18 protein-coding genes are annotated in these 18184 nt (G+C 40.3%); 8 read left to right on the plus strand and 10 right to left on the minus strand.

Annotated elements, in window-relative coordinates:
• Positions 1 to 217: 217 nt before the first annotated feature.
• From CC97_RS18505 to CC97_RS02725, 8 genes are all read left to right on the plus strand, one after another.
• Positions 218 to 658: a hypothetical protein gene (locus CC97_RS18505; RefSeq protein WP_049962645.1), complete on the plus strand. Its 441-nt coding sequence runs from the start codon at positions 218 to 220 to the stop codon at positions 656 to 658.
• A 4-nt stretch (positions 659 to 662) separates the two neighbouring features.
• Positions 663 to 2846, plus strand: coding sequence for a hypothetical protein (locus CC97_RS02700; RefSeq protein WP_049962646.1), 2184 nt, complete (start codon positions 663 to 665; stop codon positions 2844 to 2846).
• 133 nt (positions 2847 to 2979) lie between these two features.
• Positions 2980 to 3123, plus strand: a complete 144-nt coding sequence (locus tag CC97_RS19930; RefSeq protein ID WP_156036744.1) for a hypothetical protein — start codon at positions 2980 to 2982, stop codon at positions 3121 to 3123.
• 74 nt (positions 3124 to 3197) lie between these two features.
• Positions 3198 to 4241 (plus strand): WYL domain-containing protein, encoded by a 1044-nt coding sequence (locus tag CC97_RS02705; RefSeq protein WP_044973607.1) that lies wholly within the window; start codon positions 3198 to 3200, stop codon positions 4239 to 4241.
• A gap of 44 nt (positions 4242 to 4285) precedes the next feature.
• A complete protein-coding gene (locus tag CC97_RS02710; RefSeq protein WP_044973608.1) occupies positions 4286 to 4984 on the plus strand; it encodes a uracil-DNA glycosylase family protein in 699 nt (232 codons plus the stop codon).
• 25 nt (positions 4985 to 5009) lie between these two features.
• Positions 5010 to 5813, plus strand: coding sequence for a hypothetical protein (locus CC97_RS02715; RefSeq protein ID WP_044973609.1), 804 nt, complete (start codon positions 5010 to 5012; stop codon positions 5811 to 5813).
• Between the two features lie 193 nt (positions 5814 to 6006).
• Complete coding sequence (locus CC97_RS02720) at positions 6007 to 6870, plus strand: DnaB-like helicase C-terminal domain-containing protein (protein WP_049962647.1); 864 nt, start codon at positions 6007 to 6009, stop codon at positions 6868 to 6870.
• Positions 6871 to 6953: 83 nt separating this feature from the next.
• On the plus strand, positions 6954 to 7511 hold the full coding sequence (locus CC97_RS02725) for a hypothetical protein (protein ID WP_044973610.1): 558 nt from the start codon (positions 6954 to 6956) through the stop codon (positions 7509 to 7511).
• A 76-nt stretch (positions 7512 to 7587) separates the two neighbouring features.
• On the opposite strand, the gene CC97_RS02730 is transcribed toward CC97_RS02725, so the two are convergent.
• From CC97_RS02730 to CC97_RS02770, 10 genes are all read right to left on the minus strand, one after another.
• The gene (locus CC97_RS02730) at positions 7588 to 8469 is read right to left on the minus strand and encodes a radical SAM protein (RefSeq protein WP_044973611.1); all 882 of its coding nucleotides are present in this window, start codon (positions 8467 to 8469) and stop codon (positions 7588 to 7590) included.
• A 19-nt stretch (positions 8470 to 8488) separates the two neighbouring features.
• Complete coding sequence (gene aat / locus CC97_RS02735; protein ID WP_044973612.1) at positions 8489 to 9142, minus strand: leucyl/phenylalanyl-tRNA--protein transferase; 654 nt, start codon at positions 9140 to 9142, stop codon at positions 8489 to 8491.
• 58 nt (positions 9143 to 9200) lie between these two features.
• Positions 9201 to 11780, minus strand: a complete 2580-nt coding sequence (locus tag CC97_RS02740) for a TetM/TetW/TetO/TetS family tetracycline resistance ribosomal protection protein (RefSeq protein ID WP_044973613.1) — start codon at positions 11778 to 11780, stop codon at positions 9201 to 9203.
• Between the two features lie 125 nt (positions 11781 to 11905).
• Positions 11906 to 13339, minus strand: coding sequence for a S1 RNA-binding domain-containing protein (locus CC97_RS02745; protein WP_242848103.1), 1434 nt, complete (start codon positions 13337 to 13339; stop codon positions 11906 to 11908).
• Positions 13340 to 13346: 7 nt separating this feature from the next.
• Positions 13347 to 13856, minus strand: coding sequence for a hypothetical protein (locus CC97_RS20800; RefSeq protein ID WP_242848104.1), 510 nt, complete (start codon positions 13854 to 13856; stop codon positions 13347 to 13349).
• 1 nt (position 13857) lies between these two features.
• A complete protein-coding gene (locus CC97_RS02750; protein ID WP_044973614.1) occupies positions 13858 to 14457 on the minus strand; it encodes a lysophospholipid acyltransferase family protein in 600 nt (199 codons plus the stop codon).
• Between the two features lie 2 nt (positions 14458 to 14459).
• Positions 14460 to 15131 (minus strand): (d)CMP kinase, encoded by a 672-nt coding sequence (gene cmk, locus CC97_RS02755; protein ID WP_044973615.1) that lies wholly within the window; start codon positions 15129 to 15131, stop codon positions 14460 to 14462.
• Between the two features lie 19 nt (positions 15132 to 15150).
• The gene (locus CC97_RS02760) at positions 15151 to 16371 is read right to left on the minus strand and encodes an NAD(P)/FAD-dependent oxidoreductase (RefSeq protein WP_156036745.1); all 1221 of its coding nucleotides are present in this window, start codon (positions 16369 to 16371) and stop codon (positions 15151 to 15153) included.
• A 13-nt stretch (positions 16372 to 16384) separates the two neighbouring features.
• The gene (locus tag CC97_RS02765) at positions 16385 to 17254 is read right to left on the minus strand and encodes a MurR/RpiR family transcriptional regulator (protein ID WP_044973616.1); all 870 of its coding nucleotides are present in this window, start codon (positions 17252 to 17254) and stop codon (positions 16385 to 16387) included.
• Position 17255: 1 nt separating this feature from the next.
• A complete protein-coding gene (locus CC97_RS02770; protein WP_044973617.1) occupies positions 17256 to 18182 on the minus strand; it encodes a ComEC/Rec2 family competence protein in 927 nt (308 codons plus the stop codon).
• Positions 18183 to 18184: the final 2 nt, after the last annotated feature.

Raw genomic sequence — 18184 nt, forward strand, 5'->3', positions numbered from 1 at the left:
CAATATTGGTTTTGATGTTATCAATCAAGTTTATTTTGCTAATGAAAAAGTACTCAATTATAATCATATCATAGATGAAGAAGAATGGTTTAATGACAATAAAATATTTGAAGATTTTGATGAATACTATGATTATTTAAACGGCAAAATATACGCTAACTCCTGTTATTACCAATGTGATTTTTCCACGATAACAAAATCGGTAGACTTAAACAAAATGAAAAAATGCAAATCATTTATTGACTACACTATAGATGATTTTAAAGCTACGCCTTCAATTGACGATGAAGAACGATATATCGAAGGTGAAGTTAGAAAAGAACAAGTAATTGAATGGGTAAATAGATTTGTACAGAGCAGCTCTTTAGTTGAATTACAAATGACAGCATTTATATATAAAGAATCTGATTTCTATAAAGAACACAAAATTAACATTGATTTTTTCATATGGCAATATATTTTTTTTGATATAAACGATAAAAAACGTTTTAACATAATAATGCAATACATACCAACCGATTTTTCTGTTAATTTCAGGCTTTTACATCCGATATGTCATTTATACGATGCAAATGAAGTTCTGGCATCATACACCTATCCATACGGTACAAAACAAACACGTGACAAACATAAAAGAGAACTAAAAAAAATATGTTGAATCATTGAAACAAATAGATGATTTTGAAAAAAACAAAACTAAAGTATTTTTCGACAACAGAACTCATTTTTATTGTGAAAAAAACGGATATGGAGTACATAGATATTTTGAAACATTTAATGAATTAATTTTGTATCGAAAAAACGATTTAACTAACTCTGATTTATCCAACGATTTATATCTTAACTATGATTTTTCAAAATGCAAAACAGATGAAACTACAAAATTGCCTATAGTCGATGAAAAAAGCCTTAAATATGTTATCAGAAAAACATATTACGACAACCAATTTCAAGTAATACAATTCTGGTACAACTCAAATAATACCCTAGTAAAACACCATTTTCATAGATTCAAATATTTCTTTGATTTTATTGCATTCTTGAACGGAGATTTGTCAGAAGCAGATTTATTATTATGTGACGGACTAATAAATCTTTCCGATGTATCAGAAATCAATTTACAAAATGCAATGATACCAAGTGTAATATGCGAGAAATTCGGCATCAAATATAATACGTATGAATTAGATACATCGAAAATAGAATCCTTTGATAATACAAAAGACTTTGAAAATGATACTGCTATTGTTTTACAATCATCAAGGGAAATATCAACTAACAATAATTATTCTGAGATTAGTATTAATAATAATGATAACTCAAAAGAAAAGATATTTTATATATCAGATTTACACCTTCTGCATAAATTGGAGCACTTCCAAGTCAAATCTCAATCCGACGTTATTTATATTATTCAAAAATGTGTAAACATTATTGTGGATGAAACAGAAAATATTCTTTTGCTAGGCGGTGATATTTCATCAGATTACAAAATTTTTACTATCTTTTTAGAGCTGTTAAAAAGAGAATTTAAAAGACGTAATCGCAATCCTGTTATTATTTTTACTCTGGGAAACCATGAACTATGGGATTTCCCACTATTATCACTTCCCGAGATTATAAAAAAATACGATTTATTAATCTCCGAACATGGAATGCATCTACTTCATAATAATGTAATATATATAGATTCTGATAGAAAAGTCAAAAAAATATCAAGCGAAGATTTACACTTCATAACTAATGCAGAAATCCGCAGAAAACTAAAAACATCAAGAATCTCTTTCTTCGGAGGTATAGCATTCTCTGGCTGTAACAACGAATTTAATGCAGAAAACGGGATATACAGAAACACAATAACAAGACAACAAGAAATCGAAGAAAGTAAATCTTTCAAAGATTTATATGATAAAATTCTTGAAGCTATTCCTGACAAAAAACTTGTTGTTTTTACACATACTCCTATGGAATGTTGGAGTGACAAAACTGATTATCATAAAGATTATGTGTATGTCAGCGGTCATACGCATAGGAACTATTTTTATGATGATGGAGAAACAAGAATATATGCTGATAATCAAATAGGATATTTCAACAACTATCTCCATTTAAAATGGTTTGAACTGGATAATGAATATGATTATTTCTCAGATTATCAAGATGGTATTCATGAAATAACAAGCGAAGATTATCAACGTTTTTATAAAGGTAAAAATCTTCCTCTAACATTTGCAAGGAAAATATACACTTTGTATATGTTAAAAAGAAATTGTTACTATTGTTTTATTCACAAATCAGCAAGTGGTTCACTCACAATTCTTAATGGCGGTTCATTGAAAAAACTTAATGTATGGAACGTTAATTATTACTACGAACACATGGATGAAATGATTAAAATGATAAAAACTCCTCTCGATAAATACACCAGTATTCAGAAAAAAGTTTCAAATGAAATACGCAAAATAGGTGGAACGGGAGAAATACATGGTTGTATTGTAGATATTGACTACTATAATCACATATACGTAAATCCTTCTGATATGAAGCTAACATGTTATTGGGCTTCTGATATTATCAACAAAAAAATATTTCCAAACGTTCGTACTTTATTAAAAGCTGAATGTCCTATGTTATATAAACAATATAATAAATTACTAAAAGAAAGTTCTAACAATTTGCCAGCTATCTCAAAAGATGACACTACTGACATTTCTGTTTTACCACAAACATATCTTGAAACTGATATTTACAAAGTATCGAGAGAAATCAAGAAAATGCAAAAGCTTAGCTCAAACATATTAACAACTTGGTATGATATCAATAGAGACATGATTGAAACAAATTAATGATCAATACATCAACATATCCCACACATTTGTTTATATAGTTTTCAAAACAGCTGACCCTGACGATGATTGTTTCGGTCCTTTATCGAATTCAGTAAAATAGTACAAATGTGATGACAAGGAGGTAGACAGTATGTACCGTGCTGTAGAAGAATACGCTGCTGAACGCGAGAAGATTGCAATTGAAAAAGCCGCTGAAGAAATGGCCAGAACTAAAGCCGGAATTGTTAATTCACTTCTTGAAAAAGGTTTTACTTTAACAGAAGCTATAATATAACAAAGACTATGTACGAAAAAACGAACATGGATATCCGTATATTATTAATAAAACAAGCAGAGCGAGGTGTGACTATGTACACGATACAGCCCAAGAAACTGATGATCATCAATATTCTCGATATATTGAAGAAATACACCGATGAAGACCACAGACTGTCTCAGAAGGACATCGTAGATATTCTCATAAAAGAATATAGTATGCCTGCGGACAGAAAAGCGGTAAAGAGCAATCTGATGAACCTTGTGGACTTCGGATATCCTATCAATTATAGTGAATCGCTTCGTAAGGACAAAAACGGCGATGACAAGACTGTTCTGACCGACTGGTACCTCAGCCATGACTTTAGTGACGCAGAACTGCGCCTGCTTATTGATGGGCTCCTGTTCTCATGCCATATTCCATACAGTCAGCGAAAAGAGCTTATTACAAAGCTGGAGGGGCTGTCGTCTGTATACTTTCATAGCAAGGTACGTCATATCTGTACAATGCCCGATGACAGTAGCTCGAACAAGCAGCTGTTCTATACTATTGATGTTCTCGACGAAGCTATCGAAAAGAAGCGTCAGGTGGAATTTGAGTATTGCAGCTACGGTACCGACAAGCTGCTTCACCCACGCAGGAACGATAACGGTGAGATTCGTCGATATATCGTGAATCCGTATCAGCTTGCGGTAATGAGCGGTCGTTATTACCTTATCTGCAACTATGATAAGTACGATAATCTTTCCAATTACCGCGTAGACAGGATCAGCAATATCCGTATGCTTGATACTCCGATAAAGCCTGCGGACAAGGTCGACGGATACAAGTACGGACTTAACCTCGCTGAACATATGGCTGAGCACATATATATGTTCACAAGCGAGAAAATAAATGTGAAGTTCCGTGCCAACAGCTACATTATCAACGATGTCATCGACTATTTTGGGGCTGACATTGATATTTTCGACGTTACAGACAAGGATTTCATTGTCCACGCACATATCAGCGAAGAGGATATGTTCAAGTGGGCAGTTCAGTACGCCGGTCACACTGTTATACTTGAACCAGTTTCGCTCAGAGAACGTATTATAGAAGAATTACAAAAAGCTTTAAAGAATTATGTGAAGGAATAAGTTATGCCAAAACCATATCATCAGAATGTAAAAGGAGTATTAATATGAATGTAATGAAAACTGCGATTAAGATTGCAAGATGTGATTATTATCAAAACGAAATCTGCAAAGGCTTTATTGAATGTCAAGATAATGCAGGAGTCAGACAAATTCCCGAACCTTGGAACGGAGATATTGAAAACTCTAAAATCCTTATATTAAGTTCAAATCCTTCGTATGATTCAACAGAAGAATACTACCCTGCATATAATGATGACGATGAAATAATTTATGATTACTTCAAAAATAGATTTAACGATCCTAAAGGCAAAAATTTTAAATCCGTAAAATTCTGGAACACTATAAACAAGTGGACTCACTGGATTGAATGTATTGAAAAAGGTGAAACAAATGCAGACAATATCATTCAGTATCATAAAAATAAAGCTAATGAGTCAGCTCTTAATGAAGTTTGTATTTCAGAAGTCTGCCATTGTAAATCTGCAGAACAGAAATGTGTAAGTGAATATGTAGATAAATGTGTTAATAAACATTTAGATTCAGTATTAAAATGCTTTAACGGAAAATATATCATTGTTGTCGGATCTATAGCTTGGAATTTTCATGATAGAATCAGTAGTCAAACCAAAGCAAAAGTATTATCGATTCAGCATCCAAACGCTTATAATGTAAATGATATATCAAGAATTAACGACTTCATAACCCAACTAAAACATCTATCCATAAACCTCATAATCCAATAAGACAAAAATGCGGAGGTGTCAAAAAATGAAAATTATATTATCACGAAAAGGCTTTGATTCATCAAACGGCGGCTGTCCAAGTCCTATCTTGCCAGATGGTACATTGCTTTCAATGCCAATTCCATCTTCAAACGATAAGGATACTTTTGCTGATCTTTGCTACAATGGAGAAAAGTATTCTGATATCCTAAATCAGCTTTCACCAAAGAGAGCATTCACAAAATGCCATGTTGACCCTGACATAAGAGATAATAATCGTATTTCTCCGATCAATGGATGGAAACCTGCATTCGGACAATGTGACGCTGCTCAGGGAATGCTGGCAAACGCCAAAGTCGAAAAAGGAGATATTTTTCTGTTCTTTGGCTGGTTCAGGAAAACAGAAATATATAATGGCAGTTATCGTTATATCAGCAGGAAAACCGGAGATTTTTTTGATCATGCTGATTTACATGTTATTTACGGTTATATGCAGGTTGGTGATATATTAACCGATATAAACGACATATCGAAATACTATTGGCATCCGCATTCTTATTACACTAAGGTCCCAAACAATGCCTTATACATTCCAAGTCAAACATTGTCATTCAACTCAAAATATAAAGGTTACGGAATACTTGACTTCAGAAAAGAACGTGTTCTCACAATGAAAGATAAAAGCAGAAGTATATGGAACGACTTACCGTTTTTAAAGCCAGAGCATGTATACGGTAATCGCAAAAATTCTGCTAAAAATGAAGGTCTGTCTTATCGGGGAATTTGGCAAGAACTTGTTATTGATGAATCTGATGGACTTATTGACTGGGTTAAAAGCATTATTTTATAGTCATTAAAACATAATTACGCAACAGCCACGGTGCAAACCGTGGCTGTTTTCAATTCTGCGCCTGCAGGGCGCAGCACCTTTCTTACAGATCAGCAAGGCGATAATCTTATGATGAAAGATGTCCGTTTTTTTGTACATGTACTGTGTTATATTAAACTTACAGACATATATTATTGTCAGCGGAGGTTTTTCTATGAATAATAATTCTGATACACTTGTTCCGATTGCCGATTTGATTACTGATACTTATAAGAGACTGATTAACAGCAGCGTTTCTGACAAAGAAAGATACACAGGGCTTAAAACAGGTTTTGATAAACTTGATCAACTTACGAACGGTCTCCTGAAATCGGATCTTATCGTCATTGCTTCACGTCCTGCAATGGGTAAAACATCTTTTGCAATGAATATAGCACTCAATCTTGCCGGAAAACATAATAAAAAAACTGCTGTTTTCTCACTTGAAAAAAACAAAGAACAACTTACTGAACAATTGCTTTTAACAGAAAGTCGGATTGACCGTAATATCATCAGAGACAGTGCTCTGAAAGAAGATGACATTAAAAGATTATCCGACGGAGCTGAAAGATTACGCAAACTGCCGTTATTAATCGATGATACTACGTTGCTCACAGTAAATCATATCGAATCGAAATTAAAAGAAATCAATGACCTGGATTTAGTTATAATCGATGATCTTCAGTCATTGGCAGATACCATACCAAACATCAACTTCATCAAACATGTTTCAGACACACCACTCCAGCTTAAAGAAATGGCTGCAAGGTTTGATGTTCCGGTTATACTTCTGTCACAGCTGCCGCGCAGAACAGAATTCAGGCAGGACAAACGTCCTTTGCTTTCTGACTTTAACAAAACAGATCTCATCGTTAAGGCAGCTGACATAATAATATTCCTGTACCGAGACTCTTACTATAATTATGATACCAGCGAGCCAAATGTGTGTGAATGTATTGTTGCAAAGAACAGACACGGTGAAACCGGTACAATAAAACTTATGTGGGACGGTCAGTTAAAAAGGTTTCATAATTCGTAATTTCATTTACTTCAATCATACACACTGATTTTACTCCCTTAATTTCAGCATCATCAAATACTTACAGAAAGAAGGATATAATAATGTTTGATCGTGATGAAATATTCATTTCGGAATATACAGAACGCGGTGCACTGTGCTATATATTTATGTGCATTGAACGATATCTTAAAGCGCTGTATTATGACTGTGAGCTGATACCGATAGCACGAATCATGTGGCAGTATGAAAATCAATGGTGGGATGAAGAAAATGACGACAGATCTTTATTCAAGCTTATTCCTTCTTACATGATGCAGTTTGATTCATATGATAAAGCATGTTTCGATAACAATTCGTGGAAATTAAGTTTTCATGAATATACTGCTGTGAATTCTATTTACAGCAAATCAACTGCAAAAAACGCAGCTGAAGAATTGGAACGAATTTGTCACATTCCGTTATTATTTCTTGGTATTGAAACAGAATCTTTGGAAGATGAAATGAATTCGAAATACATAAAAGAGATTGAAGAAATACTTTTTAAAAATAATATACCTCTGCCTGAAAAAGAGAAACTAAAACCATTTAAGTATGAAGAAAGATGGAAATACCTTAGAAAAATAGATACTGCATTGTTGTCTGATATTCTCAATCATTAATTTTCAAGAAGACAATTTTCGTTTATATCTTTACCACATATTATGCAGCAGCCGCGGTGACAAACCGCGGCTGTTTTCAATTCTGATCAAACAGACTATACTGTTTATACTTCTCCGGAAATTCATTCAGATAGGCAAAGCATTCATTTGCTGAACACATTATTCCATGCTCTGTGCAGATGTTTTTAAACACGGACATAAGCTTCCGTGCATCCGGAGACGGCAGCATGTATGCATTTCCGTAGGTTTCAATGTAATGCTGCTTAAGACCCGGGAAATGTCTGTCGAGTGCTGCGTAATAGTATTCGCGGTCTCCCTCGCGAAGGGTAAGGCCCATATCAAAACAGACTATTCCCTTTACCCCTACACGGATACATTCTCTCAGAATGCCAGTAATATTTTCCTCCGTGTCATTTATAAAAGGAAGAATCGGAGTCATCCACACCATCGTCGGTATGCCTCGTTCCTGCATGGCAGCGAGAACTTCAAACCTGCGGCTTGCAGTGCATACATTCGGCTCAAGTATGCCGCAAAGTCTGTCGTCGAAAGTTGTGACGGTCATCTGCACCACGCATTTAGCATTTTCATTGATCTCCGCAAGAATATCAATATCACGCATTATAAGGTCTGATTTTGTAAGCAGCGTGGCACCGAAACCATGCCTGTTAATCACTTCAAGGCAGGTCCTTGTAAGCTTCAGCTCCTTTTCGATATGCATGTACGGATCGGACATCGCACCTGTCCCGATCATACACTTTTTCCTTTTGGAACGAAGCGCTGAGTCCAGGAGTTCAGGTGCATTCCTCTTCACTTCGATATCTTCAAAATCGTGTGTAAACTGATAGCATCTGCTCCGGCTGTCACAGTAGATGCATCCGTGTGAGCATCCGCGGTAAACATTCATCCCGCAGAAACCGCCGCTTCCTGTCAGTATTCCTTTGGCATCAACAAAATGCACCGCACTCACCTCATCTTTCTCAGCAATATACTATCCCTTCGTCAAGAAGCCGTCTGTATTCTTCAAAGCTTATTTTTTCTCCTCCCATACTTTCAAGATGATCAGTGTGAAACTGGCAGTCGATCATCACTCCGCCGTTCTGTTCAAGATACTCGGCAAGCATGATAAGTGCCGCTTTGGAACCATTCTCAATTTCCGAAAACATGCTCTCGCCGAAAAAGCAGCAGTCGATCGTAACTCCGTAGAGACCGCCTGCCAGCTCTCCGTCGAAAAATGCCTCAACGCTTGCAGCAAGGCCGTATTTATTGAGTTCATTATAAGCTAATTCCATTTCATCAGTTATCCAGGTTCCGACAGTGTTTTCCCTTTTCATGCGGCATCGGTGAATGGTATCGGCAAAATCACGGTTGATCTTCATTTCAACTTTATGCTTACGCATGAATTTCTTCATGGAATGAGATACATGGATCTTTTCCGGTCTGATGATAAATCTTTCGTGAGGACACCACCAGAGGATAGGATCATCATTGCTGTACCACGGGAAGATGCCGTTCTGATAGGCAAGAACAAGCCGTTCCACTGAAAGATCGCCGCCGTATGCCAGAAGGCCATCATCTTCAGCCTGTTCCGGATCAGGGAACCATATCTCGTCATCAAGTCTGTACACTGCCATGTTTTCACTTCCTTATAATACGTTCTCCGCTGTTATTTCCCTCATAACTTTTCCTGCACTACCGGTTGTTTTCCTTTATGTATTCTTCTATTCGCCTGTTTGCGATCTTCACTTCCTCGTAGAGTTCAGAAGCTGAAACACGGTAAGCTCCGTTACCGAGTATGATGATCTGTTCAGCTCCGTCTGATGTAGCGACCCTGACGCGGTGTTCCCTGCTTAAGTCGTGCGAAGTCTTTTCAATGTAGGTATCAGCTGTTTCTGATTCCTTTGTGTAGACAACGCTTATATTCCCGACCTTCTCGATCTCGCGCACCTGTCCTTTTACCTTGTATGCATCAAACACGACTATAACTTCACATCCGTAAATACCCTGATAATTGCTCATGGTATTGATCAGCATGCTTCTTGCCAGATCGAGATTTGATTTTGAGATATCTCTGAGCTCATCCCAGGCAAAGATTATATTGTATCCGTCCACAAGAAGATATTCCGGTCCCTTCGGCAGCGGCTTTGCCTTGAATTTTACGCTGGTTTCCTTTATCTCCTTCTTCGTTCTGAAGGAGTTCCGTGAACGTTCCTCGTTCGGTTTTCCGTAAGCCATCTCGAATATAGCCATGAGTTCCTTTTCACTGTCGTGTGCACCGCGGAAACTGTTCACGCTTCTGCCAGAAGATGATGCCGCACTGTCATCTTCACCGACGCGTTCCCTGCCGTAGTTCAGCCCTGCGATTCCAGGAAGGTGCATGTGTTCACCGACCTCATTCCATTTTACCACAAAACCGGAACCGTGTTCACAGAAAACAGAATCAGCGGAGTTTTCAACATCACTGTCTGCATTGTAATCCATTTCCTCAATGATCTCATCCGCATTGTGACACGGATAATATCCGCAGAGAGAACATGAAAAAATCCCCTTGCCGTGAGTGTATCCGAGAACTTCAGTATGATACTCCCTTACAGATGCCACCGGAGCCCTGCCCTTAAGCAGTGAAGTGTCACCCAGTGTTTCCGGAGACGAGAATTCACATCCCATTGCAGTGAGATCTGAAATAGCTCTGCCCACAAATTCATTCGGAACTTCAAGGGTGTATTCGTACCATGGCTCAAGCAGAACACTTTCCGCATACATAAGTCCGTTACGTACCGCACGGTATGTCGCCTGACGGAAATCGCCGCCCTCAGTGTGCTTGAGATGTGCCCTGCCGGATACAACCGTTATCTTCATGTCAGTAAGAGGCGAACCGGTAAGCACACCCAGATGAGTCTTCTCATTAAGATGAGTAAGAACAAGCCTCTGCCAGTTCTTATCGAGCACTTCCTCACGGCAGTCGGTGTCAAATACCATGCCGCTTCCCGGCTCACCCGGTTCAAGAAGAAGATGTACCTCAGCATAATGCCGCAGCGGTTCGTAATGACCAACACCCTCGGCTCTGGTTCTTATAGTTTCCTTATAGGCAATGTTTCCGTGCGCAAAATCCACTTTGAAATGAAAACGATCGTCAAGCAGAGTCTTCAGAATATCCAGCTGCATTTCACCCATTACCTGAACATGTATCTCCTTTAGCTGCTCGCTCCAGATAACGTGAAGCTTTGGATCTTCACTTTCAAGCTTCCTGAAAGCATTAAGCGCCTCTGAAATATTCACATCATCAGGAAGATCGGCTTTATATGTCAGTACCGGCTCAAAGAAGTCAGAAACCGAATCTTCCTCAGTACCGATTCCCTGTCCGGGATAAGTTGAATCAAGTCCGGTTGCAGCAACTATCATACCCTGAACGGCTTCATCCACAGGCTGGAACTTAAGTCCGGAATAGACACGCAGGCGGCTTATCTTCTCTTCACCGATCATGTCACGAACACGGAATTTTCCGCCTGTTATCTTCATGTGAGTGAGTCTGTTGCCCTGCTCGTCCTCGCTTATCTTGAAAACTCTTGCTGACAGTTCATCGTTTTCTGCCGGCGCTTCAGTAAACCGGTCTATAGCTTTCAGGAAAGAATCAACACCGTCAAGCTTCAGTGCTGAACCGAAAAAGCACGGAAAGATCTTTCGTTCCTTAATGCATCTTGTAAGATCAGCATCCTCAAAAGCTTCACCGTCAAAGTATTTCTGCATAAGTGATTCATCATGTGATGCTGCTTCTTCCATAAACTCTTCCGATGAAAACTCCCTGTCGAAACGGCAGCATGAATCACTTAGTTTTTTCTGAGCGTCAGCAATGAGATCGTCCCTGTTAGTGCCCGGAAGATCCATCTTGTTTATAAACACGAACACAGGAATGCTGTAACGTTCGAGAAGCTTCCACAAAGTACGTGTATGGTTCTGTACACCGTCAGATCCGTTGATGACAAGAACAGCATAGTCAAGCACCTGAAGCGTTCTTTCAGTCTCGGCAGAAAAATCGATGTGCCCAGGAGTATCGAGAAGAGTTATTTCAGTATCATCAAGATGAATGACAGCCTGCTTGGAAAACACCGTAATCCCTCTGTCCTTTTCAACACTGCTGGTATCAAGGAATGACGTTTTATGATCAACTCTTCCGAGCTTTCTTATGTCACCGGAACTGTAAAGCAGTCCCTCCGACAGACTTGTTTTGCCTGAGTCAACATGTGCAAGTATTCCGATTACCAGCCGCTTCATGGCCTTCTCCTTTCAGCTGCAGAAAATACAGCAAATCCGTTTTCGTTAATATAAAAATTCTCCGGACCCAAGAAGGATATGGATCCGGAGAAACAGATTCAAAGAATTTTATTTACTTCTTTAAATTATTCGTTTTCAGCGTCTTCAGCTTCGTCTTCTGAAAGAAGAGCACGCATTGAAAGGCTTACACGCTTGTTTTCAATGTCACATTCTGTGATCTTAGCTTCAACTTCCTGACCGATAGAAAGAACGTCCTTAACGTTTTCAACTCTCTGGTTAGCGATCTGTGAAATGTGGATAAGACCGTCAACACCGTCAATGATGCTTGCGAAAGCACCGAATGGTGTGATTGAAACGATTGTAGCCTTAACTACATCACCGATGCTGTAAGAATCAGAGAACTTCTTCCAAGGGTTGTCCTCATCCTTCTTGTAGCCAAGTGAGATTCTGCCAGTTTCCTGGTTGAGTTCCTTGATGTAAACTTCAAGAGTGTCACCAACCTTGACAACTTCTGAAGGGTGCTTGATTCTCTTCCATGAGAGTTCTGAAACGTGAACCATACCGTCGATTCCGCCGAGGTCAACGAATGCACCGTAGTTTGTGATTGACTTAACTTCACCCTTGTATGTCTTGCCGATTTCTGCATCTTCCCAGAACTTCTTCTGAGCTTCTTCTCTTGCAGCCTTGGCAACGAGCTTGATTGAGCCAACTGCTCTTCTTCTCTGCGGGATAACGTCGATAAGCTTAAGAGAAACCTTCTGCTTAACAAGCTTCTCGATGTCTTCGTCACGGCCGAGACCTGTCTGTGAAGCAGGTACGAATACGCCGATGCCGTCTACGAGAACGATAACGCCGCCCTTAACAGCTCTCTGAACTGTACCTTCGAGGATCTTTTCTTCTTCCATAGCCTTAACTATGTTGTCGAAGCCAACCATTTCGTCAACTTTCTTCTTTGAGAGAGTTGCGATACCGTCCTGGTCATTGATCTTGATTACTACGAGGTCAACAACATCGCCAACGCTTACTACATCTTCAGGCTTCTTTGTAGGATCGCTTGAAAGCTCAGAAGCGCTGATGAAGCCTGTATGCTTAGTTCCGATGTCAACAGTTGCTTCAGAATTGTTAACAGCAACAATGGTTCCCTTGATCCTTTCACCTGTATGTATTTTCTTGAAGGACTGTTCAAGTGCCTCCGCGAAGTTAATTTCCTCTTCCTGATTTTTCTGGATTTCGCTCATTTTTAGAATAACCTCCTTAATTATATAAGCCGGTGTGGATGCTCCGGCTGTGACACCAATCTCAGACGCACCTGTCAGATCAATTTTATAGAGTTCATCGGAGTTCTCTATATGATAAGACGGACAATACCTGCTGCAAACATTGAACAGCTTGATCGTATTTGAACTGTGTTTTCCGCCAATCACGATCATTACATCCGAACGTTTAGCCAGTTCAATAGCCGCTGTCTGTCTGTCCGACGTGGCGTTACAAATCGTATCGAAAACCTCAGTCACATCTTTGAAGGTATCCGGAATAATGTCTACGCATTTATTCCACACTATTATATTATACGTGGTTTGCGAGACAATTGCAACCTTTTTTTTCAAAAAAACCGATTTTTTTTTGAAAAATTTCTTTCAGCTCTTCCTCATTGGCAAAAACATAGCATTCTCCCACACAATGTTTTACAATTGCGTCAACTTCAGGATGATTAGCATCTCCAGCAATAAGTATGATTTTACCCTGTTCAGACTGTTCCTTGACGATTTTATGAATTCTCGCAACAAAAGGGCATGTAGCATCAATATATTCATTGCCCATTTCATTAAGCTGATCATATATACATCTGCCTACTCCATGTGACCTGAGTATAAGTCTTTCGTCACTTTGTAGTTCTGAAAGTTCGTTTACTATTCTTACGCCTTTTGATTCAAGTTCAGCGACAACATCCTTGTTATGGATTATAGGTCCGAAAGTCGCTACCTTTCCTCCTTTTTCTATCTCAGCATAGACCATTTTTACCGCACGGTCAACACCGAAGCAGAATCCTGCCGACTTTGCTACTTCAATTCCCATATCATTTCTCCACCAGTTCAGTTATAGCATCCATTATCGTGAGTTTCAGCATTTTAAGCTCACGCGGCTGCGGCGTTTCACTGATCTTCAGCTGTTCAGGGCTGATCGGTTTTCCGTAGCGTACAGTGACTTTTGTTCCGAAATGCAGCTTTCCATCATATGCTATGCCTACCGGCAGAACAGGAACCCCTGCCCTTGCTGCGATCAGAGCCACTCCTGTTTTTCCGCGTCCGACTTTTCCGTCTTTTGAACGTGATCCCTCAGGAAAAATGGCGAGATTTCTTCCGGTTTTAAGTTTTCCTACTGCCGTATCGATTATTCCGTCATCACCTGCACCGCGTCGCACAGGAAACGCACCGAAAAAACGTATAAGTGCTGAAAAAATCGGGTTCTTAAAAAGCTCTTCCTTGGCCATAAAGCAGCACGGTCTTTTTATCTTCAGTGCAAGCAGTACCGGATCAGCATATGATCTGTGGTTGCAGGCTACCACGAAGGTACCGTCCTTAGGATCAGGGATATTCTCAACACCCTCAAAGCTGACTCTGTACCAGATCTTATATGCAAGTATAGCTCCGCGGCGTACTATTCCATATAAAAACAAGGTTACGCCTCCTTTGCCTCAGTTTCCTTTATCATCTTTTCAAGAAGTGCAATTACCTCTTCGATCGTCATTTCAGTTGTATCTACAAGAACTGCGTCTTCAGCCTGCTTAAGAGGTGAAACCGCCCTGTTCATGTCATTTTCATCACGCTTTATTATATCAGCGAGAATACTTTCAAAAGTCACACCGTCAGTATCCTTCAGTTCGGCAAATCTTCTTCTTGCTCTTTCCTCCGCACTGGCAGTGAGAAAGATCTTGAGCTGCGCATCAGGAAGTACAACTGTGCCAATGTCACGGCCGTCCATAATGATGTTGTTTTCAGCTGCTATCTTTTTCTGAAGATCAAAAAGAAAAGCTCTTACCTCAGGTATGGCTGATACCTTTGATGCCGCCATTGAAACCTCAGGAGTTCTTATCCTGTCAGAAACGTCATTACCCTGTGAAATGACGCGCTGTCCGTTTTCATTGTAGGCAAGCTTTATTTCAAGTCCGTCAAGAAGTGCAGTTACTGCTTTGCTGTCGTCAGGTGATACGCCCTTTTCAAGCGTGTAGTGCGCTACAGCACGGTAAAGAGCCCCTGTGTCAACGTAAATATATCCTGTGTCCTTCGCTACGGCCTTTGCTATTGAACTTTTGCCTGCACCTGCAGGTCCGTCGATTGCAACATTTATCATAAATAATTCCTCTTTTCCTTTATATATTCATTCCGGCAGTATATCCTGTCGAAAATGCTATCTGAAGATTGAAGCCGCCTGTATAGCCGTCAACATCAATGACCTCGCCGGCAAAGAACAGACCGCTCACTATTTTTGACTCCATGGTCTTCGGATCGATCTCTTTAATGCTGACGCCGCCGCTGGTGACTATAGCCTCATCAACAGGACGGAAGTCAATGACATTCAGTCTGAAGTCCTTCAGCAGCTTTACAAGACCCCTTCGCTGTTCCTTTGAGATCTGTCCGGCTTTTATTTCAGATGATATTCCGGAACGCTTAACGATGACCGGTATCATTTTTGACGGCAGGAGCTTTACAAGGACGCTTTTAAACTCTGTTCCGGACATTTCCGTGAAATCACGCTGAAGTCTTCTGTCAAGCTTTTCTTCGTCAAGTCCGGGCTTTAAGTCTATGGAAAGAACGTATCTGCCGCGTTCCATCTTTCGTATTCTCGAACTTGCAGTCAGAACCAGCGGACCGGTTACACCGTAATTCATAAATGACATTTCGCCCAGTTCACTGAAAATCTTTTTATTTCCGTCAAAAAGAGTAAGAGTAACGTTTTTCAAAGCAAGTCCGGCAAGCTTTTCACAGAAATCGTCCGCAGTCTCCAGAGGGACCAGCGAAGGAACTATCTCAGTGACAGTGTGCCCTGTTTCCTCAGCGAATCTGTATCCGTCCCCTGTGGAGCCTGTAAGCGGATAGGAAGCGCCGCCGGTGGCCACAAGCACTGTCTGTGCATTATGTTCTCCCCTGTCCGTCCTTACGCCGCAGCAGACACCGTCCTCGACGATTATTTCCTTTACAGTTTCATGTATGAGCTTCACCCCTGCCTTTTTCATCTCGCGTTCAAGAGCTGAAACTATATCGGCTGCCTTGTCCGATACCGGAAAGACTCTGTTTCCGCGCTCGACCTTAAGCGGTACGCCGGCATTTTCAAAGAAGTCCATAACGTCCTGCGGTGTAAAGGCAGAAAATGAACTGTACATGAATCTGCTGTTCACCGGAACATTTTCCATGAATTCATCACGGGTACAGAAATTTGTTACATTGCATCTGCCCTTGCCGGTTATTCTGAGCTTCTTTCCGGGTCTGTCGTTCTTTTCAAAAACAGCGACTTTTCTTCCGGCACGGGCTGCTGTTACAGCAGCCATCATTCCGGCTGCACCGGCACCTATGATTATACTGTCAAATCTCAACTAAATACTCCTTTTACCGGTCAGTTTTTTCGTAAACGTCGTACTCATCCCACAGATGTTCAAGAGTCTCGAAGCTTCTGCCTATTTCTGCTTCCTTTTCAAGGCTTACAGCAGCTATGAGAGCGTTGATAAGACTTAAAGGAGCTGCCAGTGAATCTGCAAATGATACCATACCGCTTCCGGCTGTAAGCACATGCTTTGCATTCTTTGCAATAGGAGAATTCATGCTGTCAGTTACTGCAATAGTTGTGGCACCCTTTCCCGAAGCATACTCCATGGCAATGTTTGTATGCTTTGAGTAACGCGGAAAACTGATCCCTATTACAACATCGTCCTCACTTACACGGAAAAGGCGCTGAAGAATGTCACTTGTATCAATGTTGTTAAGGAGCACCACCTCATCAAAAATGATACTGAAGTAATAACGTAAAAACACCGCCAGAGCTGATGCGCTCCTTGAAGCGACTATGTAGATCTTCTTCGCTTTGAGAATTGCATCCACCGCACCGGCAAATGCTTCTCTGTCACCGTTTTCCCTTGTCTGTCTGATGAGTTCTATGTCAAGACTCATCACTTTGTCATAAACGTCGTTTTTGTCCATCTGGCTGCTTGCCAGCTCGATCCTCTGCACTGAAGTCAGTTTTGACTTCATCGCTGTCTTAAGGTTATCCTGAAAGCCCGGGTAACCGTCAAAACCAAGCTCCATTGCAAAACGCACCACAGTTGATTCGCTTACACCTACAGTCTGACCAAGAGAAAGAGCCGTCATGAAAGAGGCTTTCTGATAGTTTTCGAGTATGTATTCGGCTATTTTTCTGTGTCCTTTTGACATACTGCCGTAATTGTTTTTAATAGCTGCAAAAACATCAATACTGCTGCCCATATTATTTCTCCGCCTGTTCTTTATCCGCTGTTATAAAGCAGATAGTTTTTCCGTCTGATTCAGCTATCACTGAGCCCTGCAGGTCCGTTCTGAACACACGGACCCCGTATTCACCAAGCCTTTTCATAACTGATCCTGACGGATGATTATATGAATTTCCCGCACCGCAGGAAATAACTGCGTATTCCGGCTTTACTATCTCCAGAAATTCACTTCCGGTAGATGTTGAACTTCCGTGATGACCGGTCCTGAGAACGTCAATGTCTTCAAGGACACCGTTTTTAAGCATGTCTGCCTCACTTTCCGTTTCAGCGTCACCTGTTATCAGAAAAGTGTTTTCACCGTGTACCAGCTCAGTCACTACCGAGTAATTATTGATCTCATCGTAATCGCTTGAGGGAGCAAGAACTGAAAGTGATGATATTCCGAGATCAAAAGTCATTCCCGGAGATACTTCGGTCATAGTTATTCCCGCTGCTTCCGCAGTTCTGTTCAGTTCATGCCATGCATAAAGATCTTCCTCACTCTTTCCTGATTCTGAAAAATGCGGGATCAAAACAGCACCTGTTTCAAAGCTTTCAAGTACCATTTCTATACCTCCGGTATGATCAGAATGAGGATGTGTGGCTATAAGATAATCCAGATGGTCAACATTCTGTGAAACAAGGTAAGAGCGAACTGACTGTCCGCCTTCCCTGTCACCGGCATCAATAAGGACTGTCCGGTCTCCCGAAATGATCAGCGTTGAATCGCCCTGTCCGACATCTATGAAATGAACTGACAGTTCAGCAGATGTGAATGCCGGACGCCGGAGCCGCAGAAACACCATCATTTCGTCATAGGTAATGATACCGAAAGTATCACACAGTGCCATAGCTGTTATAAGCAGAAGCACAGATACCACAAGGATCCTTTTAACTCTTTTCATTC

The sequence above is a fragment of the Ruminococcus sp. HUN007 genome (genome assembly GCF_000712055.1).
GTDB lineage: Bacteria > Bacillota > Clostridia > Oscillospirales > Ruminococcaceae > HUN007.